The 15,846-nt window shown below is 66.9% G+C and carries 13 protein-coding genes and 2 pseudogenes; 6 read left to right on the top strand and 9 right to left on the bottom strand.

Annotated features, from left to right (window positions below):
- Window positions 1-60 precede the first annotated feature (60 nt).
- Together MBENS4_RS08020 and MBENS4_RS08015 are read right to left on the bottom strand one after the other, a co-directional pair.
- Window positions 61-708: a glutathione S-transferase family protein gene (locus MBENS4_RS08020; RefSeq protein ID WP_039389969.1), complete on the bottom strand. Its 648-nt coding sequence runs from the start codon at window positions 706-708 to the stop codon at window positions 61-63.
- A gap of 54 nt (window positions 709-762) precedes the next feature.
- Window positions 763-1,764 (bottom strand): NAD(P)H-quinone oxidoreductase, encoded by a 1,002-nt coding sequence (locus MBENS4_RS08015; RefSeq protein ID WP_039389967.1) that lies wholly within the window; start codon window positions 1,762-1,764, stop codon window positions 763-765.
- 88 nt (window positions 1,765-1,852) lie between these two features.
- Here MBENS4_RS08015 and MBENS4_RS08010 point away from each other — a divergent pair, with 88 nt between their 5' ends.
- From MBENS4_RS08010 to MBENS4_RS07985, 6 genes and pseudogenes are all read left to right on the top strand, one after another.
- Window positions 1,853-2,143 carry a DUF1192 domain-containing protein gene (locus tag MBENS4_RS08010; protein WP_084592133.1) on the top strand — a complete coding sequence of 97 codons (291 nt, stop codon included), beginning with the start codon at window positions 1,853-1,855 and terminating at the stop codon, window positions 2,141-2,143.
- Between the two features lie 137 nt (window positions 2,144-2,280).
- A complete protein-coding gene (clpA, locus tag MBENS4_RS08005) occupies window positions 2,281-4,680 on the top strand; it encodes an ATP-dependent Clp protease ATP-binding subunit ClpA (protein ID WP_039389964.1) in 2,400 nt (799 codons plus the stop codon).
- Window positions 4,681-4,848: 168 nt separating this feature from the next.
- Window positions 4,849-5,790, top strand: a complete 942-nt coding sequence (locus tag MBENS4_RS08000; RefSeq protein WP_052322103.1) for a formylglycine-generating enzyme family protein — start codon at window positions 4,849-4,851, stop codon at window positions 5,788-5,790.
- 126 nt (window positions 5,791-5,916) lie between these two features.
- Entirely contained in the window at window positions 5,917-6,987 is a 1,071-nt protein-coding gene (locus MBENS4_RS07995) for a ligase-associated DNA damage response exonuclease (protein ID WP_052322102.1), read from the top strand.
- A gap of 1 nt (window position 6,988) precedes the next feature.
- A pseudogene (locus tag MBENS4_RS07990) lies at window positions 6,989-8,598 on the top strand (cisplatin damage response ATP-dependent DNA ligase).
- A gap of 298 nt (window positions 8,599-8,896) precedes the next feature.
- Window positions 8,897-9,280 carry a group II truncated hemoglobin gene (locus MBENS4_RS07985; RefSeq protein ID WP_052322344.1) on the top strand — a complete coding sequence of 128 codons (384 nt, stop codon included), beginning with the start codon at window positions 8,897-8,899 and terminating at the stop codon, window positions 9,278-9,280.
- Between the two features lie 15 nt (window positions 9,281-9,295).
- Here MBENS4_RS07985 and MBENS4_RS07980 read toward each other — a convergent pair whose 3' ends face one another.
- From MBENS4_RS07980 to MBENS4_RS26550, 7 genes and pseudogenes are all read right to left on the bottom strand, one after another.
- Complete coding sequence (locus MBENS4_RS07980) at window positions 9,296-9,577, bottom strand: DUF167 domain-containing protein (protein ID WP_039389957.1); 282 nt, start codon at window positions 9,575-9,577, stop codon at window positions 9,296-9,298.
- 6 nt (window positions 9,578-9,583) lie between these two features.
- Window positions 9,584-10,146, bottom strand: a pseudogene (locus MBENS4_RS07975) (gamma carbonic anhydrase family protein).
- Window positions 10,143-12,374, bottom strand: a complete 2,232-nt coding sequence (locus tag MBENS4_RS07970; RefSeq protein WP_039389955.1) for a fused MFS/spermidine synthase — start codon at window positions 12,372-12,374, stop codon at window positions 10,143-10,145. The pseudogene MBENS4_RS07975 and the gene MBENS4_RS07970 overlap by 4 nt, the downstream one beginning before the upstream one ends.
- Window positions 12,371-12,949, bottom strand: coding sequence for a GNAT family N-acetyltransferase (locus tag MBENS4_RS07965; RefSeq protein WP_039389953.1), 579 nt, complete (start codon window positions 12,947-12,949; stop codon window positions 12,371-12,373). Before MBENS4_RS07965 ends, MBENS4_RS07970 begins: the two co-directional genes overlap by 4 nt.
- 10 nt (window positions 12,950-12,959) lie before the next feature.
- Window positions 12,960-13,949 carry a porphobilinogen synthase gene (gene hemB, locus MBENS4_RS07960; protein WP_039389951.1) on the bottom strand — a complete coding sequence of 330 codons (990 nt, stop codon included), beginning with the start codon at window positions 13,947-13,949 and terminating at the stop codon, window positions 12,960-12,962.
- A gap of 227 nt (window positions 13,950-14,176) precedes the next feature.
- Entirely contained in the window at window positions 14,177-14,971 is a 795-nt protein-coding gene (locus MBENS4_RS26555; protein ID WP_242404835.1) for a M23 family metallopeptidase, read from the bottom strand.
- Entirely contained in the window at window positions 14,884-15,780 is an 897-nt protein-coding gene (locus tag MBENS4_RS26550) for a hypothetical protein (protein WP_242404834.1), read from the bottom strand. Before MBENS4_RS26550 ends, MBENS4_RS26555 begins: the two co-directional genes overlap by 88 nt.
- Window positions 15,781-15,846: the final 66 nt, after the last annotated feature.

Genomic DNA, 15,846 nt, shown 5'->3' with positions numbered 1-15,846 from the left:
GTATTCAAACCCGATTGCACATTATGCACGCCAAACCACGCGGCGCGCTGACCATCAGGATCAGGGCGAATCCATGGCGACGAACCCCGGCAGCGCGGCGACACGGTGCAGCCAGGCGCAGATCGCGGGGTAATCGGACAGGCGAAAACCGCCCGCCTCGGCCACATGGGTATAGGCGAACAGCACGATGTCCGCGAGCGAGACCGCCTCGCCCACGAACCAGTCGCGCGTGGCCAGGTGCTCGTTCATCTGGCGCAGGGCCTCCTCGCCGCCCGCGCGCTTCATCAGGATCTGCTCACGCTGCTGGGGCGCCAGGTTGGCTTCGCCCACGTAGAGCAGCCAGAAGCGCAGCGTCGCGATGTTGGGCTCGTGGCTGTACTGCTCGAAGAACATCCAGCGCAGCATTTCCGCGCGCGCGAAGCGATCCTCGGGGATGAGCCCCACCCCTTCCGTGCCCTCACGCTCGCCCCCATCGGCCAGGTACCAGCAGGCCGCGTTGCTCTCGGGCAGGAAGCGGGTGCCCACCTGCAGGACGGGAATGCGTCCATGGGCATTGATCTTGCTCAGAAAATCGGGCGTGCGGGTCTCACCGCGCAAAATGTCGTAATCGACACGCTGCAGGGGCAGGCCCAGCAGGGCAGCCGTCAGCCGGATCTTGTAGCAGTTGCCGCTACGGGGATCCTCGTGGAGAACCAGTTGTTCGCGCATGGCGCATCCTTTCCCGCTTCGGGGCCTTGGCCCGCAGGTCCCGGCCGATCGCTGTCAGACCTCCAGGACGATCTTTCCGACGTGCCCGCCCTCTTCCATGTGGCGGTGCGCCGCGGCGGCTTCAGCCAGAGCGAAACGGCGATCCATGACGGGCCGCAGCTCGCCCGAAGCCACCAGCGGCCAGACCTGGGCGCGCAGCTCCTGGGTCAGCAGCGCCTTGAACGTGTCCGAGCGCGCGCGCAGCGTCGAGCCGGTGAGAGTGTAGCGCCGCATCATCACGATTCCCATGTTGATCTGCGCCTTGGCCCCGCCCTGGATGGCAATGGTGACGTGGCGGCCGTCCATCGCGAGGCATTTGAGGTTGCGCGGCACGTAATCGCCCGCGACCATGTCGAGCACGACATCGACGCCGCGCCCCTGCGTGATTGCCTTGACCTCCTCGACGAAGTCGCTGGCCTTGTAGTCGATGGCATGGTGCGCCCCGATTTCGCGCGCCCGATCACATTTCTCGGGTGAGCCGCAGGTGACGATCACGGTCAGGCCGAACAGGCGTCCCAGGCGCGTCGCCATCGACCCGATGCCGCTGGTCCCGCCATGGACAAGGAGCGTCTCCCCCTCACGGGCATGGCCGCGTTCAAAGACATTGTGCCACACGGTAAAGAGCGTTTCGGGAAGCGCGGCCGCCTCCTCCAACGCCAGCCCCTCGGGCACCGGCAGGCAGTGGTCCGCGCGCGCCAGGCAATAGGTGGCATAGCCTCCCCCGCCCACCAGTGCGCAGACCGCATCGCCCAGCGCCCAGTCGGTCACGCCTTCGCCCAGCGCCGCGATCCGGCCCGAAACCTCGAGCCCGGGAAGCGGCGAAGCGCCCGGCGGTGCGGGGTAGTTGCCCTGGCGCTGGACCACGTCGGGCCGGTTGACTCCGGCAAAGGCGACTTCGATGAGGACCTCGCCGGGTGCCGCCTCGGGGACCGGCACGGTCATGCTCTGGAGAACCTCGGGGCCGCCGGGCGATTCGAATCCCACCGCGGTCATCGTCTTGGGCAAAAGGGAAATCATGGGCCTCGTGTTGCCACATTCCCATAGACCTTGGGAACAGTTTTCGAAGGCATTGACACGGGCCCGTCATGGTCCGATGCTGCTGGCAATGGACGACGACGAGCGACCTCGCCCCCCGGCGTCCGAACAGAAGTTCGGCGCGGCCAGTCTCCTCTCCCAAGAGAGTCTGGACAGCTACTCGCTTGATGAACTCGACGGCCGTAAAGCGCTCTTGGAAAACGAGATTTCGCGGATCACCGCGCACCGTGCACAGGCGGCCTCGCATCGTATCGCCGCCGAAGCGCTCTTTGGAAAATCCCCTGCCCCTGCAACGCCCCCGGTAACGGCGGGCGACGAAGGTCCCGGCACACCGCCCGATCCATTCAGGCCGCAATCATGAATGCCGCCTCAGGATCAAGATCGGTTGCACAACGCGACCTCGTAAGCCTCCTGAGACTGCCTATATTGAATTTGCAACGACGATCCATCACCCTTCACCCGCAAGAGGAGCTATCCTCCAACTGGAAAGAGTCCTAAATGCCCAGTTTCGCCCAAAGCCTTGAAAAGACACTGCATTCGGCCCTGTCCCATGCGTCGGAGCGCAGCCACGAATACGCGACGCTCGAGCACCTGCTGCTCGCGCTGATCGACGACACCGACGCGGCGCAGGTCATGCAGGCATGCGGCGTGGACCTCGGCGACCTGGGCGATGTGGTACGCCAGTACCTCGACCAGGAATACCAGTCGCTCAAGACCGAGGACAAGGGCGACCCCTCGCCCACGGCCGGGTTCCAGCGCGTGATCCAGCGCGCGATTCTCCACGTCCAGTCCTCGGGCAAGGACACCGTCACCGGCGCCAACGTGCTGGTCGCCCTGTTCTCCGAGCGTGACAGTTACGCGGTCTATTTCCTGCAGCAGCAGGACATGAGCCGCCTCGACGCGGTGAGCTACATCAGCCACGGCATCGGCAAGGGCGGCAAGCGCATCGAGGACCGCAGCACCAAGGGTGCCGAGGACGCCGCTCCGCAGCCCGAGGAAAAGGCCGAGACCAAGAGCGCCGGCAACAAGAAGGACTCCGCGCTCGACCAGTTCTGCGTCAACCTCAACGAGAAGGCGCTGAACGGCAAGGTTGACCCGCTGATCGGCCGCGGCCCCGAAGTGGACCGCACGATCCAGATCCTGTGCCGCCGCTCCAAGAACAACCCGCTCTACGTCGGTGATCCGGGCGTGGGCAAGACCGCCATCGCCGAGGGTCTGGCGCGCAAGATCGTCGAGGACGAAGTCCCCGAGGTGCTTTCCGAGGCCGTGATCTATTCGCTCGACATGGGCTCGCTGCTGGCGGGCACGCGCTACCGCGGCGACTTCGAGGAACGCCTGAAGCAGGTCGTCTCCGAACTGGAGAAGATGCCCCACGCGATCCTCTTCATCGACGAGATCCACACCGTGATCGGTGCCGGCGCGACCAGCGGCGGTGCGATGGATGCCAGCAACCTCCTGAAGCCTGCGCTGTCGGGCGGCACGATCCGCTGCATCGGCTCGACCACCTACAAGGAATTCCGCAACCACTTCGAGAAGGACCGCGCCCTGCTGCGCCGGTTCCAGAAGATCGACGTGAACGAGCCCACGGTGGAAGACACGATCAAGATCCTCAAGGGTCTGCGCTCGGCCTTCGAGGACCACCACAAGGTCAAGTACACCCCCGACGCGATCAAGACCGCGGTCGAGCTTTCGGCGCGTTACATCAACGACCGCAAGCTGCCCGACAAGGCGATCGACGTGATCGACGAGGTCGGCGCGATGCAGATGCTGGTCCCGCCCAGCCGCCGCAAGAAGACGATCGGCGCGCGCGAAATCGAGCAGGTCATCGCGACGATGGCGCGCATCCCGCCCAAGTCGGTGTCGAAGGACGACAAGAAGGCGCTCGAGAACCTCGAACGCGACCTGAAGCGCGTCGTCTTCGGCCAGGACAAGGCCATCGATGTCCTCTCGACCGCGATGAAGCTCAGCCGTGCGGGCCTGCGCGATCCGGACAAGCCGATCGGCTCGTTCCTGTTCTCGGGCCCCACCGGCGTCGGCAAGACCGAAGTTGCCAAGCAGCTGGCCTCGATCATGGGCATTCCGATGCAGCGCTTCGACATGTCCGAGTACATGGAGCGCCACTCGGTCTCACGCCTGATCGGTGCGCCTCCGGGCTATGTCGGCTTCGACCAGGGCGGCCTGCTCACCGATGCCATCGACCAGCAGCCGCACTGCGTGCTCCTCCTCGACGAAATCGAGAAGGCGCACCCGGACCTGTTCAACATCCTCCTGCAGGTGATGGACAACGGCAAGCTGACCGACCACCACGGCAAGACCGTCGACTTCCGCAACGTGGTCCTCATCATGACCACCAACGCGGGCGCCTCGGACATGGCGCGCAACGGCATCGGCTTTGGCGACATCTCGAAGGCGGACGCGGGCGAGGAAGCGGTCAAGAACCTCTTCACCCCCGAATTCCGCAACCGTCTCGATGCCATCGTGCCCTTCGCCTACCTTGCCAAGGACACCATCAGCCGCGTCGTCGACAAGTTCATCCTCCAGCTCGAACTCCAGCTGGCGGACCAGAACGTGCACATCCAGTTCGACGCGGAGGCCCGCGCTTGGCTGGGCGACAAGGGCTATGACCGCCTCTATGGCGCGCGACCGATGGGCCGCGTGATCCAGGAGAAGGTCAAGCAGCCGCTCGCCGAGGAACTCCTCTTCGGCAAGCTCGCCCACGGCGGCGAGGTCCACGTGACGGTGAAGGACACGAACGGCCTCAACTTCGAGCTGACCCCGTCCGCGCCCAAGGTCTCCAAGACCCGCAAGCGCAAGCCGGCCGCGAAGAAGGCCCCGCCCAAGACGACCGATCCGGACTCCTCGGCTGATCCCAAGCCCGAGGCCAGCTCGGACGACTGATCCGGCCCGGCTCGCCCGGTCCCCAACGCAACACGAAGAGCCCGGCCTCCCGCGAGGTCGGGCTCTTCTGCATGTGGAGGCCTATCCGCAAGGCGATCACTCCCACCCGTTCGGGCCGTCCCCCGACCAATACCCATAGCCTGCCCCCACACGACCAACGGGGGAACCATGCACATTTCCAAGATCCTGATCGCCAGCTCGGCACTTGCAGGCACAGCCCTATCCCAGCAGGCTCTGGCCGGCGAAACCGGCCCTGCCGACATGGTGGCGATTCCCGCAGGGACCTTCCTGATGGGCTCGACCAAGGCCGAGACCGACGCCGAACAGGCCCTCACCCACCACACCGGCCTTGCCGTCGACGATGATTTCGCGCCGCGCGAGAAACCGCAGCACGAAGTCCACGTGCCCGCCTTCGAGATCGCCGCGACCATGGTGACGCGCGGCCAGTTCGCCCGCTTCGTCGCGGCGACCGGCTACACGGCCAAGGGCTGCTACGCGTACCTCGGCACCAAATACGGCATGCGCGAGGACGCCGACTGGCAGTCGATCGGCTTCCCCCAGTCCGACCAGCACCCGGTTACCTGCGTCAACTACGACGATGCCAGCGCCTACGTCTCCTGGCTCTCGCAGGAAACGGGCACGCAGTATCGCCTGCCGACCGAGGCCGAATTCGAGTACGCCACCCGCGCGGGCACCACGACCTCGCGCTACTGGGGCGATGACATCACCCTGCAGTGCACCTACGCCAACGGCGCGGACATCACCGTACAGGAACGCGACAGCGACTGGATCACGGCCCAGTGCCATGACGACTATTACGGCCCCTCCCCCGTCGCGACCTTCGCGCCCAACGCCTGGGGCCTCTACGACATGATCGGCAATCTCTACCAGCTGGTCGAGGACTGCTGGCACGACACCTACGAAGGCGCCCCCAGCGACGGCAGCGCCTGGACCGATGGCGCAAGAGACGGCTCGGCCTGCGAAATGCACCCGATCCGGGGCGGCTCGCACAGCCCGCACCCGGGCTCGATGCGCTCGGCCAGCCGCGTGATGACCAACGCGACCCGCTCCGCCTTCGTGGGCTTCCGGGTGGCGCGTTCGGTGGATTGAGAAGGAGGCAGGCTCCCAAAACTGTCTACCTCACCTCTCTCGCGCCGCCTTGGCCGAGAAAGGTGAGGTCGCCCATTTGGGGGTCAAGGGGCGATGGCCCCTTGGATAGGCTCTTCCTCTTCTCCCATGTCCGAGAATCCCGACCTGAAGGGAACAAGCGCGCGCGCCTGCCATTGTCACCTAGTGGCGCGCGCGTTTTCCTGGATACGCCCCGAACCCTGGGGGATTCACGTCGTTCCAGCCGATTGCTGGATCGACCCGGCGCGCGCGGTCGACCGAGCCCTGGTCACGCATGGCCACGCCGACCACGCCCGCGGCGGCCATGGACAAACGTTTGCCACGCCTGAGACTCTCGCGATCATGAAGTTGCGCTACGCAACTTCGGACGGCGCGGTGCCGGTCGCCTACCACGAGACGATTACGCTTCCCGGCGGGGTACAGGCGACCTGGATTCCCGCCGGGCACGTCCTGGGCTCGGCGCAGATACTGCTCGAACACGCAGGCGAGCGCATCCTCGTCACCGGCGATTTCAAGCGGCGCCCCGATCCGACCTGTCCGCCCTTTGAGGTCACGCCCTGCGACGTCTTCATCACCGAAGCGACGTTTGGCCTTCCTGTCTTCCGCCATCCCCCCACACAGCACGAGATTGCCAAGCTGACCGATGCCCTGGCCGCAGAGCCCGAGCGCTGCGTGCTGGTCGGTGCCTACGCCCTGGGCAAGGCGCAGCGGGTCATCGCCGAACTGCGCGCGGCAGGCCATGTCCAGACCATCTGGCTTCACGGCGCGTTGGAGAAGATGTGCCGTCTCTATGAGGATTTCGGCGTCGATCTGGGGGCCTTGTCCCTCGTCAGCGACGCGCCCTCGAAGGAGGCCATGGCGGGGCATGTCGTGCTGGCCCCGCCGTCGGCTCTCAACGACCGCTGGAGCCGCCGCCTGCCTGATCCGCTGACCGCGATGGCCTCGGGCTGGATGCGCGTGCGCCAGCGCGCCCGCCAGCGCGGGGTCGAGCTGCCCCTGATTATCTCCGACCACGCCGACTGGGACGAGCTCACCCGCACCGTCACGCAAGTTGCTCCACGTGAAACATGGATCACCCACGGCCGCGAGGAAGCCATGCTGCGCTGGTGCGAACTGCACCAGAAGAAGGCCCGCGCCCTGGCCCTAGTTGGGTACGAGGACGAAGGGGGCGACGACTGATATGGAAGCCTTCGCCGCGCTCCTCGACACGCTGGTCTATACCCGCAGCCGCAACGCCAAGATCGCTGCCCTCGCACGCTACCTGCGCGACACGCCCGATCCCGACCGGGGCTATGCGCTGGCCGCCTTGTCCGATGGACTCGACTTTGCGGCCGTGAAAGGCAGCACGATCCGCGCGCTGATGCGCGAACGGGTCGATCCCGAACTCTGGACTCTCAGCCGCGATTACGTGGGCGACAGCGCCGAAACCGCCAGTCTGCTCTGGCCCGAACCGGAGGAAGCTCCCGGACCGCCTCCAACGGTTGCCGAGGCCGTCGACGCGCTGGCCGCGATGACACGCTCCACGGTCGCAAGCGAACTTCCTGCTCTTCTCGACCGGCTTGACGCCGAGGGACGCTACGCGCTCCTCAAGCTGGCCACCGGCGCCATGCGCATCGGCATCTCCGCGCGCCTCGCCAAGACGGCTTTCGCGCAAGCCTTCGATGTGGGAATCGAGGACGTGGAGGAGCACTGGCACGGGCAATCGCCCCCTACACCGCCCTGTTCGACTGGGCCGCCCACGGCGCAGCCCCGCCCGACACCGAGAACCTGCCCCTCTTCCGCCCCTTCATGCTTGCCCATGCCTTCGAGGCCGACGACCTCGACCTCGACGCCTACGTGGCCGAATGGAAATGGGACGGTATCCGCGTGCAGGCAGTCCATGCCCCCGGCGAGAGCGGCACGGGCGAGAGCCGTCTCTACTCCCGCTCGGGCGACGATATTTCGGCCAGCTTCCCGGAAATCCCGGCCGCGCTCGACGTGGCCTGTGTCCTGGATGGCGAACTGCTCGTGCGCGGCGAGGCGCAGGGTGGCAAGGAGGGCGGCGCGGCCAGCTTCAACGCGCTGCAGCAGCGCCTCGGGCGCAAGACCGTCTCGAAGAAGATGCTGCGCGAGGCCCCCGCCTTCGTCCGGCTCTACGACGTTCTGCAGATCGAAGGCGAGGACCTGCGTCCACTGCCCTGGTCCCGGCGCCGCGAGGCCCTCGAATCGCTGTTGCGCCGGCTCGACCCGGAACGCTTCGACCTCTCACGGCTGATCGACGTGCCCGGCTTTGCCGAACTGGCCGCCTTGCGCGAGAACGCCCGCGACGCGGCCATCGAAGGCGTGATGCTCAAACGGCGCGACAGCCCCTACGTCGCGGGCCGCAAGACCGGCCTGTGGTACAAGTGGAAGCGCGATCCCCTGCTGATCGACTGCGTGCTGATGTACGCCCAGCGCGGATCGGGCAAACGCTCCTCGTTCTATTCCGATTTCACCTTCGGCTGCTGGGACGGCGATCCCGACGGCGAGGGCCAGCTGCTGCCTGTCGGCAAGGCCTACTTCGGCTTCACCGATGCCGAGCTGAAGGACCTCGACCGCCACGTACGCCAGCACACGGTCAACCGCTTCGGCCCGGTGCGCGAGACCGACAAGTCGCTGGTCTTCGAAGTCGCCTTCGATTCGGTTCACGCCAGCGCGCGCCACAAGTCAGGCCTCGCCATGCGCTTTCCGCGCATCCACCGCATCCGTTTGGACAAGCCCGCGCACGAGGCGGACCGGATCGAGGCCTTGCGAGCGTTGATACGGGACTGAAGAAGGAAATAGCCTTTTCAAGGGGCCATCGCCCCTTGACCCCGGAATCGGCGACCTCACCTTTCTCAGCCACGGTAGCTCACTCAAGGTGAGGCAGACGGTATTGGGAGCCCGAGGGCGATGGCCCTCGAAGCTGTCTCTTTGCCTTTTCCAATTGACCAACATCAAGTTCGGCTTGGCCCTGCACGTGTACTCTCACACCATCCCGCACGCTGTCTGCAAAGGATGTCGCTCCGTGTCTGCCCCTGCTCCGACTGCCGAAGCTCCCGCGCCCGAGACCCCGCGCACGCCCTTCTACATGCTGGGCGGCATGCCGGTGTTCGAGGCCATCGCCCAGCGCTTCTACGACCTCATGGACGAAGACCCGGCCTACGCCGAACTGCGCGCGATGCATGCCGCCGACCTCTCCCCCATGCGCGAATCCCTGCCGCAGTTTCTCGCCGGATGGGCGGGCGGCCCGCGCGACTGGTTCGAGGCGCACCCGGACCGCTGCATGATGAGCATTCACAAGCCGTTTCGCATCACCGCTTCGGCCGCCGACCAGTGGGCCGGCGCCATGCAGCGCGCGATTGCGGACGTTGCCCCCGAACCCAAGCGCATCGCCGATGCCATGGGGGAGATTCTCGCAGACCTGTGCGCGGCCATGGCCGTGCGCCCGCCGCAGAACCCCGTCACCTCCTGAAAAGCAGGCTCCCGCCTAGCGGGTAAGGCGAAACTGCTTCTCACGCGAAGTTGCGCCGCGCAACAGTTCCAGCCGCGAGGGCGCTACCCGCAGCGCGCTGGCGACGAGCGCGCGCACCGCCTCGTTCGCCTTGCCGCCTTCGGGCTTGGCGCGGACCTTGGCAAGAAGCCGCCCGGATTCGATGGTCAGCCCCTCCCCCTTGGCGCCGGGAGTCACGCGTACAGCAAGGCGCCCCTCGGCATCTAGCAGGGCTTCGACAGCGTCCGTCTCGGGCAGATCGAGCTTGGGCCGCGCCATGGCAGGTCAGGCGCCGCGCAGCGCGGCCGCGTGATCCTTCGCGTTCTGCACGTAGCCGCGCACTCCGGCCTGGTTGGCCGCCTTGGTCGCCTCGTCGAGATCGCGGGCGAACTTGGCCGGACGGCCCATCCACAGCTGCCCTGCCCCGATGCGCTTGCCGGTCAGCATCGCGCCGCCCGCCAGCATGCCGTCGCTCTCGATCACGCTGCCGTCCATGACCACCGCGCCCAGGCCCACGAAGGCGCGGTCCTCCAGCCTGCAGCCGTGGAGCATGGCCATGTGGCCGATCAGGCAGTCGGCGCCGATGATCGTCGCGTGGCCCTCGGGGCGTTGCGGCTTGGGACTGTCGCAGTGGATGACGGTTCCGTCCTGGACATTGGTGCGCGCGCCGATGACGATCCGGTTCACATCACCGCGGATCACGCAGTTGTACCAGATCGAGGCCTCGGGGCCGATCTCGACATCGCCGATGATGCGACAACCGGGTGCGATGAAGGCGCTCTCGTGAATCCGGGGCACCTTCCGTGGATCGCGGCGATTGTGGTGTCGGGGCGGGAAATCTCGGTCATGGCGTTCCTGTCAGCTGGGACCAACGGATATAGGGCAGGATCGAGGCATGGTCATCCGTCCATGGGGCCCCTTGCGCCTCGGGCAGCGCAGTCCAGGCCATGTCAGGGCGCTGCGCGGCAAGGTCATTGAGGATCTGTTCGCTGCGCGAGAGCGCGATCCAGCGCGAGGGAGTATAGCGTTCGCGGTCCTGCGGGAGGTCCAACCGCGACTTCGCTGCCAGCCCAGCATCCTTTGCCAGCGCAGAGATCACCGGGTCGAGATCGATGTAGCGGTTGGAGATATGGACCAGCAGCACGCCATCCTCCGAAAGCGCGCGGATATAGACCGCCAGCGCCTCGCGGGTGAGGAGATGGAGCGGGATCGAATCCGAGGAGAATGCGTCGATCACCAGCGCATCGAAGCGCCCGGGGGCAACGTCCTCCAGCTTCAGGCGGGCATCGCCGATCACCACCTGCGCGCCGGGCGTGCAGTCCCTCAGAAACGTGAAGGTCCCATCGGTCGAATAGCGCCGGATCACCGGATCGATCTCGTAGAAGGTCCAGTCCTGGCCCGGACGCGCCAAACACGCAAGCGAACCGGTGCCCAGGCCCACTACGCCCACGCGGGCCCCCGCTCCGTAGAGCCGGGGCAAGGCCCTCAGCCCAAGGCCGACACCCGAACCGGGACCATAGTAGGTAAGCGCTTCGTGGGCCTGGGCCGGGTCGAGCGACTGCTTGCCGTGAAGCGTTGTCCCATGCGCCAGGGTGCGTGTCCGGCTCTCGGGGTAGTCGCGCAGGGTATAGATGCCGAAATAGCTGCGCGTGCGCTCCCCGCGCCAGGATGAGAGCACCGTCCAGGCTCCGCCCTGCCCGATCATCGCGATCAGCACGAGGGCGGTAAAGGCCGCGCGCGAGGCCATCAGCAGAACACCGATACCGACAAGGAACACGGTCAGGAGCACACTCCAGATGCCCGCCGCCGGATCGACCACCAGGTCCTTGAGCTGCCAGGCCAGGAAGACGGCCAGCGCCAACAGGATATTCTGCGCCAGAAGTGCCATGCCCGGCTCGATATCGTCCCGCTCGCGCCAGCCGAGCAGCGGGCGCAGCGGCATGAGCAGTGCCGCGGCAAGCACCAGCAGGGGATGCTCCCAGCTCCAGTCGAAGATCATGGGGGCGACCAATGCCGTGAACAGGCCGCCAAGTGCGCCGCCCGCCGATTGGACCAGATAGAACTGGGTCAGCCGCTCCGGCCCCGGGCGCAGGTCATAGAGGCGCGTGTGGAGCGCAACCGCGACGCAGAACAGGAGCAGGCACGACAGCGCCACCGCGCCCAGACCACCGATCCCATTCGAGGCCATTGCATAGCCACCCCCCAACACCACGACGACCGGCGCAAGCCGTGAAATCAGGCGGGCAGGTGCGCGCCGGTCCGCAAAGGCGACGGTAAAGCTCAGCAGGTAGAGGCCGAGCGGGATCACCCAGAGCAGCGGCGCGGCGAAGATGTCGGTGGTCAGATGCGTCGTTGTCGAGAGCATGAGCCCGGAAGGCACCGCGGCCAGCGCCAGCCACACGGCAATGCGCCGCGCCGAGGGGGCGGATGCCTGCGCCGTGTCCTCGCCAAAGCCCCATTCACGCCCCGAGCGCGCACGCCGTACATAGACACAGGCCAGCACGCACAGGACGAGCAGGCCATAGCCCAGCGCCCACCCAAGGCTCTGCGCTTGGAGCGAAAACAGCGGCTCGGCCAGCAGAGGATAGGCGAGAAGGCCACCGAAGCTTCCCAGATTCGAGGCAGCGTAGAGGGCCCAGGGCTGCCCGGCCTCGGGATCGGCGGCAAACCAGCGCTGAATCAAGGGTGCCTGCGCGGAAACGGCAAAGAACACCGGCCCGACACTGAGGCCCAACAGCAGCGGCACCCAGAGCACTTCACGGCCTTCGGGCGCCGGAGGTAGATCGACAAGGCCAATAGGCAGAGTCAGTCCGGCCAGCACCAGCAGGCCGCCGTGAATCCACCCTTGCGTGCGCAGTTCAAAGCGCCCCAGCCAATGCGCATAGGCGTAGCCGCCCAGGAGCAGCGCCTGATAGACCAGCATCGCGCTGTTCCAGACATTGGGTGCGCCTCCCAGCAAGGGCAGCGCCATGCGCGCCACCATCGGCTGGACCAGGAACAGCAGGAAACTGCCGACAAGGATCGTGACGAGGAAGAGGATTCGGTCGCTATGGGAGCGGCGCGGCGTGGAACTCATGCCGGGGCAACGCCCGGCCGCGCCGAATGGTCCCCCCGCGCCAGGCGATAGGTCACATGCGGGCAGAGCGGGCTGTAGTGCGGCACATCGGGATGCGCGAAATCCAGGTCAGGCTGATACGTCATGCCCAGACGCTCCATCACCGCGCGGCTGCGCACGTTGCCAAGGCTCGTGATCGCGTAGAGCGCATCATCGCCGAGGTTGGCGAAGGCCCAGTCCCGGCTTGCCCGCGCGGCTTCGCTGGCATAGCCCTGCCCCCAGCAATCGGACGCGAGCCGCCAGCCCAGTTCCGCCTTGCCGGCCACCGGCCCGGTGCGACCGCGAATAAGGCCGCACCAGCCGATCAGACGTGCATCCTCGCCGCGTTCCACCGCCCAGAAGCAGTGGCCATGCTCGGCCTGCATTGCCTCCATCCGGGCGATGGCCGCGGCCGTCTCTTCCCGTGTCAGAGGCGTGCCGAGCGTGGCCATCACGAGGGAATCGCTGCAGATCGCATGAAATGCCGCCAGATCACGCGCGGCGTCCCAGGCCCGCAGGACCAGCCGCTCGGTCCGGATCGGCAGCACGTCCCCCATGTGCCCGCGATCAGCCGTTGAGCAGACGCGCGGCGTGCACCGCATGATAAGTCAGGATTCCCGAGCAGCCCGCACGCTTGAAGGCGAGCAGCGTCTCGAGCACCAGCGCATCGCGGTCCCCCGCGCCGGCCGCGACCGCCGCCTCGATCATCGCGTACTCACCCGAGACCTGGTAGGCGAAGACCGGAACCTCGAAAGCCTCCTTCACCCGGCGCACGATGTCGAGGTAGGGCAGGCCCGGCTTCACCATCACGCTGTCTGCGCCCTCGGCGAGGTCCAGTTCGACCTCGCGCAGCGCTTCCTCGGTGTTGGCCGGGTCCATCTGGTAGGTCTTCTTGTCGCCCTTCAGAAGCCCGCGCGAGCCCACCGCATCGCGGAACGGGCCATAGAACGCCGAGGCGTACTTGGCCGCGTAGGACATGATCTGGACGTTGATGTGCCCCTCGGCCTCGAGCGCGGCGCGGATCGCCTCGATGCGCCCGTCCATCATGTCCGAGGGGGCGATGATATCGGCCCCTGCGCGCGCCTGGTTGAGCGCCTGGCCCACCAGCGCCTCGACCGTATCGTCGTTGAGGACATAGCCCTCGGCGTCGATCAGGCCGTCCTGACCGTGGTCGGTATAGGGATCGAGCGCGACATCGGTAAGCAGGCCGATCGAATCCCCGCAGGCCTCGCGGATCGCGCGGATCGCACGGCACATGAGATTGTCGGGGTTGAGCGCTTCTTCGCCCTTGGCGCTGCGGCGCTCAGGCTGGGTGTTGGGGAAGAGGGCCAAGCACGGAATGCCCAGTTCCACCGCTTCCTTCGCCCGCTCGACCAGAAGATCGACCGACCAGCGCGACACGCCGGGAAGCGAGGCAATCGGCTCTTCCACACCCTCGCCGTCGGTGACGAAGACCGGCCAGATGAGATCGGCAGGCGTGAGAATGGTCTCGCGATGGAGCGCCCGGCTCCAGGCCGTGGCCCGCGCGCGGCGCAGACGGGTGTGCGGATAGGTCATGGGCGCAGGAGATGCCGCAATTCGCAAGGCAATTCAATTGCCCTCACCGGGACGGACTTCCGGTCCCATGCAAGATAAAGAGAGACTCTCCAAGGGCCATCGCCCTCGGGCTCCCCGAACCGTCGACCTCAGGCTTCTCGCGCCGCCCTGGCCGAGAAAGGTGAGGTCGCCCGTTCCGGGGTCAAGGGGCGATTGCCCCTTGAATCAAATTCGTGCTTCGTGTGCCCTCATCCGACCTGCTGCGGCGCGAGCCGGTCGATCTCACGCGTGGTCTCCGCCTCGGCATCGGCGGGCGGGGCGATGTCCGCGAGCGCCGCGCCCGGTTCGAGCGTGAGCAGGTTCTGCAGGCGCGTCTCGAAGGCGGCGCGTTCGCGCTTGTCGAGCTGCGGGCTGGCAAGGATCTTGAGCCCCGCCGGGTTGATCGTACGCCCGCCGCGGTAGGCTTCGAGGTGGAGGTGAGGCCCCGTCGAAAGGCCCGTCGAGCCGACATAGCCGATCACCTCGCCCGCCTTCACGCGCTCCCCGCGCTTCACCGCGATGCGGCTCATGTGGCCATAGCCCGTGGCAAGACCACCCGAATGCTCGAGCCGCACGTAGTTGCCGTGCCCACCGTGGCGCCCGGAAAAGCTGACCCGGCCCGCCGCCACCGCGTGAATCGGTGTGCCATGCCGCGCGCCGTAGTCGATCCCGGCGTGCATGCGCTTGTAGCCCAGGATCGGGTGGCGGCGCATGCCGTAGTTGGAGGTGACCCGCCCGGCGACCGGCGCGCCGATGGGCACTTCACGGGCCTTGCCCGCCGTGTCGGCGGCCAGCATCTGGCCGTCCTCACCCCAGCGCAGGAGTTGAAGGCGCTTCTTCCCCTCATGCGCGATCCCCGCATAGAGCAGCTCACCCAGCTTGCGGTCGCCCTTGGCCGAGCGCTTGTAGGCGAGGATCATGTCGAACTCGTCCTGTGAGCCGATGTCGCTGTCGAGGCTGATATACTTGTCGATGGCGCGCAGGTACGCCTGGATCGCGGCCACAGGGCTCCGGCGGCACGCGCCGAGCGGTAGAGGCTGGAGCCGACCTTGCCGCGAATGCGCAAGGGCGTCGCATCCACATGGATGGGATGGCGCACCAGCCGCAGCGGCCCTTGTGTATTCCCCTCCCCGCGCTCGACCGAAAGATCGAGATCGAAGCGCGCCCGGAAATTGAGCGATTCCAGAACGCGCGGAGAGCGCGGCCCCGGCCGCTGGCCCAGCGTGATGTCGAACTGGGTTCCCGACTCGATTTCGGAGGGCGACAGCGTGCCTTCGATCAGATTCTCGACTTCGGCCACGTCGAGCGCACCGACACCGGCCCGGCCAAGCATGCGCGAGAGACTGTCGCCGCGCCCCAGCGTGGAAACGAGATCGATGCGTGGACGCTCGGGCACGCTGGCGAGCGGGCGGACCAGCGGACTGGCACCCATGTGCCGTCCGCTGTCCGCGCCCAGCGCAAGCGGGGCAATGGACTGGCTGCGAAATTCGTCGCGCACGCGCTCTTCGAGCGGGGTGAACGTCGCGGCTTCCACGGCGGAGAAATCGGGCCAGAAGGCAAAGGCGACCGCGCCGAGCCCCACCAGTGTCGCAAGGCCACGAAACCAGCGGCGGCTGCCGATGTCGCTGGCAAGATCCGGGGCAAGATCGACCCGTTGGCACCAGGCCTCGACGCCTGCGCGCAGACCGCCGCGCGCGCTCCTGGCGCCCGCCCTGTCTGCACCGATCATCTGGTCATGTGACAGACTGGCAGGCGTGCGCGTATCCTGCGCCCCGTCCTGCGATCCCCTGCCATGGCCCTTGAACACCCGCACCGTCCCTTGTTGCCTTGCGTCAATCTACCCGAAAGGCACCACCCCATGTGGCACCTGCGGGGCGCT

The sequence above is a fragment of the Novosphingobium sp. MBES04 genome (assembly GCF_000813185.1).
Classification (GTDB): Bacteria; Pseudomonadota; Alphaproteobacteria; order Sphingomonadales; family Sphingomonadaceae; genus Novosphingobium; species Novosphingobium decolorationis.
This window is presented reverse-complemented; position numbering and strand designations above follow the sequence as displayed.